The organism is uncultured Idiomarina sp., from assembly GCF_964010655.1.
Lineage (GTDB): Bacteria > Pseudomonadota > Gammaproteobacteria > Enterobacterales > Alteromonadaceae > Idiomarina > Idiomarina baltica.
Genome location: NZ_CAXGLS010000018.1, coordinates 37927 through 44368, shown reverse-complemented (window position 1 = coordinate 44368; position 6442 = coordinate 37927). Strand labels below are relative to the sequence as shown.

Annotated in this window: 5 protein-coding genes; all 5 read left to right on the top strand. The window is 49.2% G+C overall.

Going from position 1 to position 6442, the window contains the following annotated elements; all coding sequences use genetic code 11:
• Positions 1-575, top strand: a 575-nt coding sequence (locus ABNS04_RS06450; protein WP_348671243.1) for a dicarboxylate/amino acid:cation symporter, incomplete at its 5' end; no start/stop codon positions are given.
• Positions 572-1360, top strand: a complete 789-nt coding sequence (gene dapB, locus ABNS04_RS06445; protein ID WP_272977897.1) for a 4-hydroxy-tetrahydrodipicolinate reductase — start codon at positions 572-574, stop codon at positions 1358-1360. The genes ABNS04_RS06450 and dapB, both read left to right, overlap by 4 nt.
• Positions 1361-1524: 164 nt before the next feature.
• The gene (gene carA, locus ABNS04_RS06440; protein WP_272977898.1) at positions 1525-2670 is read left to right on the top strand and encodes a glutamine-hydrolyzing carbamoyl-phosphate synthase small subunit; all 1146 of its coding nucleotides are present in this window, start codon (positions 1525-1527) and stop codon (positions 2668-2670) included.
• Between the two features lie 29 nt (positions 2671-2699).
• Positions 2700-5924 (top strand): carbamoyl-phosphate synthase large subunit, encoded by a 3225-nt coding sequence (gene carB / locus ABNS04_RS06435; RefSeq protein ID WP_272977899.1) that lies wholly within the window; start codon positions 2700-2702, stop codon positions 5922-5924.
• Positions 5921-6397 carry a transcription elongation factor GreA gene (greA, locus tag ABNS04_RS06430; protein ID WP_006955159.1) on the top strand — a complete coding sequence of 159 codons (477 nt, stop codon included), beginning with the start codon at positions 5921-5923 and terminating at the stop codon, positions 6395-6397. The genes carB and greA overlap by 4 nt, the downstream gene beginning before the upstream one ends.
• Positions 6398-6442 lie beyond the last annotated feature (45 nt).

The following is a 6442-nucleotide window of genomic DNA, read 5'->3' as shown; positions in this document are numbered from 1 at the left end:
TGCTGATTCACATTGTGGTGGTTTACGGTGGCTTTGTCCGTACCATGGGGGGCATGAGTGCTTGGCAATTTTTCCGAGCGGTGTTCGATGCACAAGTCGTTGCCTTTACGACCTGCAGTTCATTTGGTTCCTTGCCGGCGGCACATCGCGCGGTCACTGAGCGTTTGGGTATATCGAAGGATTACGCGAGCTTTGTGTTGCCGCTTGGGGCGACTATCAATATGGACGGTTGTGGCGGTATTTATCCTGCCGTGGCGAGTATCTTTATCGCCAACCTGTACGGCATTCCACTCGATTGGATGGACTATGGCTTGATCATGATGACAGCGACCCTAGCGTCGGTTGGAACGGCAGGGGTGCCGGGTACTGCATTAGTGATGTTAACGGTGACGTTAAACGCTGTTGGCTTACCGCTCGAAGGAATCGCTTTTATTGCCGCAATTGACCGTATCATAGACATGGCGCGCACCATGACCAATGTCACTGGTGACATGATGGTGGCACGCGTAGTTGCGCGTAGCGAAAACTTATTGCAGGATAACAACCCTTATCAGGAAGCACGAGAAAGCGCATGAAATTAGGTGTATTGGGCGCCAGTGGGCGTATGGGACAACAAATTATTGAGTATGCAGAGGCTTATGGCTTTGATGTGTCGCATGCATTTGTAAGCAAGCAGAGCGACGCGCGCGGTAACCCCATTGGGCAAACTCACTATCATCATGTGTCAGAGGTGAATGATGCGCCCGATGTATTAATTGACTTTAGCCTACCCTCTGCGCTGGAAGAAAACCTGGCGTATGCACAAAACCATCAGTGTCCGATTGTGGTCTGCACTACCGGGCTCGATGCCGCGCAACAGCAACTACTTCAGGACACGGCGCAAAAAGTAGCCACACTACATGCGCGTAACACCAGCTTGGGTGTGGCACTGATGGAGCAATTAACGCGCATCGCAGCAGGCGCGTTTAAAGATGCAGACATTGAAATTTTTGAGGCGCACCATCGACATAAAAAGGATGGGCCATCAGGCACTGCTTTAGCGCTCGGCGAGGCCGCTGCGATGGGCAGAAAGGTAACATTTGAGACCGTTAACGATGGCATTCGTGGCGATGGCTTACGTAGTGACGATGGCATTGGGTTTAGCGTATTGCGTGCCGCCGATATCGTCGGCGAGCATCAAGTTTGGCTGGCACAGGCCGGTGAGCGTATCGAACTCTCACATCGCGTGAGTGATCGTCGCATCTTTGCTGAAGGTGCATTGCGCGCGGCAAAATGGGTGACGGCTCAGGCGCCGGGTGAGTGCTATCAAATGGCCGATGTGCTGGACTTAAAAAAGCAACTGGCGCAACTATTGGATTAAAAACAGCGCTGGACGCTGCGTAAAAAAACACGTACAATACGGTCAATTTGCCTGATGTTAGTCATCTGCTAATTTCAGTGAGCAAAGAACGCGCGGTAAGGACCTTAAACGGGGAAGTCAACTTTGTATTGATTCACCCGTTTTTTTATGTACGGAGGTTGCCCTTGAGTATTTTAGCGAGTCAATCCGCTAACCGAGCCATACTGGTGTTAGCCGACGGCACCATCTTTCATGGCACAGCGATTGGAGCCGAAGGCTCCGCTGTTGGAGAAGTCGTCTTTAATACAGCCATGACAGGCTACCAAGAAATTCTAACTGACCCCTCATACACTGAACAACTCGTCACCCTGACATACCCCCACATTGGCAATACTGGCACCAACAACGAAGATGAAGAATCCCCCGAAGTTTGGGCGAAAGGCTTGATTATTCGTGATAACGCCTTGAAAGCGAGTAGCTTTCGCAAGCAAGAGACGTTGACAGAATATCTGCAACGTCAGAATGTGGTTGGAATCGCTGATATTGATACACGTAAGCTGACGCGGATTTTGCGCGAAAAAGGAGCGCAGAATGGGTGTATCATGGCGGGACCGATTGACGAAGACAAAGCACTTCAGTTAGCTCGCGAATTTCCTGGACTGAAAGGAATGGATCTCGCTAAGGTTGTCTCCTGTGAGGAAACTCACGCTTGGAGCGAGGGCAGTTGGCAGCTTGGCGAAGGACATACCTCACCTGCGCAAGACAAATTCCATGTCGTTGCATACGACTATGGCTGCAAACAGAATATTCTGCGACTGCTCGCGGATCGCGGCTGTCGCATCACTGTGGTGCCAGCTCAAACTTCAGCCGATGAGGTGATGGGGTTAAATCCAGATGGCGTATTTTTATCTAACGGACCGGGTGATCCTGAGCCGTGCGATTACGCAATCGACGCTATTAAAGCGTTATTAGAAAAAGACATCCCTATCTTTGGTATCTGTTTGGGCCATCAGTTGTTAGGCATTGCCAGTGGCGCAAAATCGACCAAAATGAAATTTGGCCATCACGGTGCAAACCATCCAGTACAAGACGTTCGCACTAAACGCGTGATGATTACCAGTCAAAATCATGGTTTTGCGATAGACGAGACGAGCTTGCCGGATAATATTGAGGTGACTCACGTGTCATTGTTTGATGGCACCTTGCAAGGCATGCGCAGAACCGATAAGCCCGCATTTAGCTTTCAGGGCCACCCTGAAGCGAGTCCAGGCCCACATGACGCTGATGCGCTCTTTGATCACTTTATCGAATTAATGCAAGCTCGCGCTTAAACGGGTGCAGCAAAGGATAGAACGACACTATGCCAAAACGTACTGACATAAAAAGCATTCTGATTCTTGGTGCAGGTCCGATTGTCATTGGTCAAGCCTGTGAGTTTGACTACTCGGGTGCACAAGCATGTAAGGCGCTTCGCGAAGAGGGTTATCGAGTGATTTTGGTGAACTCGAACCCAGCGACCATCATGACTGACCCTGAAATGGCTGACGCCACCTATATTGAGCCTATTCACTGGGAAGTGGTCGAAAAAATTATCGAGCGCGAACGCCCCGATGCGATTTTGCCAACCATGGGCGGTCAAACTGCATTGAACTGTGCGCTTGATCTTGATCGTCATGGCGTATTAGACCGCTTGAAAGTCGAAATGATTGGCGCCAATGCCGATGCTATCGACAAAGCGGAAAACCGCGACCGCTTCGATAAAGCGATGAAAAAAATCGGTTTAGAGACGCCGAATGCTGAAATGGCACATAGCATGGAAGAAGCCTTTGACGTACTTGACCGTCTTGGTTTCCCATGCATTATCCGTCCCTCGTTTACCATGGGCGGCAGCGGCGGTGGTATCGCCTACAACCGTGAAGAGTTCGAGGAGATCTGTCGACGGGGTCTCGATTTGTCACCGACCAACGAGTTACTGATTGATGAATCGCTGTTAGGTTGGAAAGAATACGAAATGGAAGTGGTCCGTGATAAAAGCGACAACTGCATTATCGTATGTACCATTGAAAACTTTGATCCAATGGGTATCCATACCGGTGATTCGATCACCGTTGCACCGGCTCAAACATTGACTGACAAAGAGTTTCAGTTGATGCGTGATGCAGCAATGGCGGTATTGCGTGAGATCGGTGTTGAGACAGGTGGCTCAAACGTACAATTTGGCTTGAATCCTGATACCGGCCGCATGGTGATCATTGAAATGAATCCACGCGTGTCGCGTTCGTCAGCGCTCGCCTCGAAAGCAACAGGCTTCCCAATTGCGAAAGTTGCCGCCAAGCTTGCGGTGGGCTATACGCTGGATGAACTCGAGAACGAAATTACGGGCGGTGTGACGCCTGCATCGTTTGAACCGGCGTTAGATTACGTTGTGACTAAGATCCCTCGTTTTAACTTTGAGAAGTTCGCTAACTGTAACGATCGCTTAACCACTCAGATGAAATCGGTGGGTGAGGTGATGGCGATTGGTCGTAACTTCCAAGAATCGATGCAAAAAGCATTGCGCGGTCTCGAACTGGGCGCCAATGGCTTTGATAGTATGGTCGATTTAAGCAGCGATGAAGCGCGCGGCAAAGTGATTCGCGAGTTAAAAGAGCCGGGTGCGGAGCGAATTTGGTACATTGGTGATGCATTCCGCTTAGGCATGACCGTGCGCGAAGTGTTTGAATTAACGCGTATTGATGAATGGTATCTGATTCAGATTGAAGAGCTTATCAAGCTTGAAGAAGAACTGGATGCATTGGGACTCGCAGGCATGAATGAACATGTTATGCGGGCACTTAAACGTCGAGGCTTCTCTGATGAACGTATTGCTGATGTACTGCATGTCAGCGAGTCAGAAGTGCGTAAGCGTCGCCATAAGTTAGGGATTCATCCGGTTTATAAACGGGTTGACACCTGCGCTGCTGAGTTTGCCTCAAGCACTGCCTATATGTATTCAAGCTATGATGAAGAATGCGAAGCCGATGTGTCTGATCGCGACAAAATCATGGTGATTGGCGGCGGTCCTAATCGCATTGGTCAAGGTATCGAATTTGATTACTGCTGTGTTCATGCGGCCTTAGCATTACGTGAAGATGGTTACGAAACCATCATGGTTAACTGTAACCCAGAAACCGTATCAACTGATTATGACACTTCTGACCGGTTATACTTTGAGCCGATCACCTTAGAAGACGTGTTGGAGATCGTGCGTATCGAACAGCCTAAAGGTGTCATCGTGCAATACGGCGGTCAGACGCCGCTTAAACTCGCACGTGCGCTTGAGGCCAACGGCGTGCCTATTATTGGTACTTCACCGGATGCGATTGACCGCTCGGAAGACCGTGAGCGATTCCAGGCGGCGGTAAACCGTTTGAAACTGAAGCAACCAGAAAACTCGACGGTTACCGGTATTTCAGAAGCGTTGACTGAAGCCAAACGTATTGGTTATCCGCTCGTTGTGCGCCCGTCGTACGTATTGGGTGGTCGAGCGATGGAAATTGTTTACGACGAGCAAGACTTGACGCGTTATTTAACGGATGCCGTAAAGGTATCGAATGATGCGCCTGTGTTACTCGATAGGTTCCTCGATAACGCCATCGAAGTGGACGTGGATGCAATTTGTGACGGTGAAGACGTGTTGATTGGTGGTATCATGCAACACATCGAGGAAGCCGGCGTGCATTCAGGCGATTCGGCGTGCTCGTTACCTCCGTACTCGTTAAGCGATATTATTCAAGCACAGTTACGCGAACAAATTCGTAAGCTTGCGTTTGAATTAAACGTTAAGGGCTTAATGAACGCCCAGTTTGCGGTAAAAGACGATGAAATTTACCTCATTGAAGTGAACCCTCGCGCAGCACGAACCGTACCTTTTGTTTCGAAGGCGACGGGTGTTCCGCTTGCCAAAGTCGCGGCCCGTGTAATGGTGGGTCAGTCGTTAAAAGAACAAGGTTACACAAGCGAGGTCATTCCACCTTATTATTCAGTAAAGGAAGTGGTCATTCCTTTTGCTAAGTTCCAAGGTGTTGACCCGATTCGTGGACCAGAAATGCGCTCTACCGGTGAGGTGATGGGGGTGGGTGAAAGCTTTGAAGAAGCTTATGCCAAAGCCAACCTCGGCGCCGGTGCTGCGCTCGCGAAAAAAGGAAAGGCACTTATTTCTGTTCGTGACAGCGACAAGCGTCGACTGATGGATCTTGCGCGTGGCTTGCTGGCGCTTGGGTTTAAATTGGAAGCGACCCGCGGTACTGCTAAAATGTTAGCAGAAGAGGGTATCGACTGCACGGTAGTTAACAAACTACAGGAAGGTCGTCCGAATATTGTGGATGCGATCAAAAACGGTGAGTATAGTTATATCATCAACACCGTAGAAGGTCGTCAAGCCATCGAAGATTCGGTTTATATCCGTCGCGAGGCATTGTTAAACAAAGTAATTTATACCACTACACTTAACGCGGCGTTTGCGACAGTGAAAGCCAATACGGCGGACGATCGCGCGCGCGTGAGCTCGGTGCAGGAATTACACAAAAGGGTTGCATTAGTATGAACCAGATTCCAATGACGGAACGTGGCGCAGAGCAACTGCGTCAAGAATTGAAACGATTAAAAACCGAAGATCGTCCTCGTATTGTTGAGGCGATCGCTGATGCGCGTGAGCATGGAGATCTCAAGGAAAATGCTGAGTATCATGCAGCGCGCGAACAACAGGGCTTTTGTGAAGGCCGTATTCAAGAAATCGAGTCGAAATTATCGAACGCACAAATTATAGATGTAACGAAAGTGCCTAATAACGGTAAAGTCATTTTTGGCTCCACTGTGACAGTGTATAACACTAAAACAGATGAGGAAGTGACCTACCAAATCGTCGGTGACGATGAGGCGGATATTAAGTCTAATCTGATTTCTGTCAACTCGCCGATAGCGCGTGCGCTGATTGGTAAAGAAATTGATGACATTGCGACGGTAACCACACCGAATGGTGAGGTTGAGTACGAGGTCGTGGAAGTTAAATATATTTAATCGCTTACATCGACCTCTAGCAAAAACCCAGTTTTTTAAAACTGG

Coding starts and splice junctions, on each gene's coding strand:
- dapB (WP_272977897.1), top strand. CDS start 572: ATGAAATTAGGTGTATTGGGCGCCAGTGGGCGTATGGGACAACAAATT.
- carB (WP_272977899.1), top strand. CDS start 2,700: ATGCCAAAACGTACTGACATAAAAAGCATTCTGATTCTTGGTGCAGGT.
- greA (WP_006955159.1), top strand. CDS start 5,921: ATGAACCAGATTCCAATGACGGAACGTGGCGCAGAGCAACTGCGTCAA.